This window comes from Pseudomonas sp. Ant30-3 (assembly GCF_000690905.1).
Lineage (GTDB): Bacteria > Pseudomonadota > Gammaproteobacteria > Pseudomonadales > Pseudomonadaceae > Aquipseudomonas.
On sequence record NZ_JMCL01000234.1, the window covers coordinates 1 to 489 of the forward strand.

General features: G+C 46.8%; 2 tRNA genes. Both read right to left on the reverse strand.

What is annotated here, in order from left to right:
- Nucleotides 1–307: 307 nt before the first annotated feature.
- Nucleotides 308–383, reverse strand: a tRNA-Ala gene (locus DU29_RS0129075).
- Between the two features lie 27 nt (nucleotides 384–410).
- Nucleotides 411–487: transfer RNA gene (locus DU29_RS0129080), tRNA-Ile, on the reverse strand.
- Nucleotides 488–489: the final 2 nt, after the last annotated feature.

The following is a 489-nucleotide window of genomic DNA, read 5'->3' on the forward strand; positions in this document are numbered from 1 at the left end:
CGTCTTTCATCGCCTCTGACTGCCAAGGCATCCACCGTATGCGCTTCTTCACTTGACCATATAACCCCAAGCAATCTGGTTATACTGTGAAGACGACATTCGCCGAAAATTCGATAATACTCAATTAAGAGCAACTCACAAATTTTACCTTAGCCTGATCCCACACCAGTGAAAGTGTGGTCCAGTCTATCTTTCTATCACATACCCAAATTTTTAAAGAACGAACTAGTCAAAGACTAGAAATCAACATTCACCATCGAATTGATGGAATGCTCATTTCTAAGCTTTATACAATCAGAAGCAGTAGTGGTGGAGCCAAACGGGATCGAACCGTTGACCTCCTGCGTGCAAGGCAGGCGCTCTCCCAGCTGAGCTATGGCCCCGTATCTCTACAGGTTCCCACACAAAATTGGTGGGTCTGGGCAGATTCGAACTGCCGACCTCACCCTTATCAGGGGTGCGCTCTAACCAACTGAGCTACAGACCCAA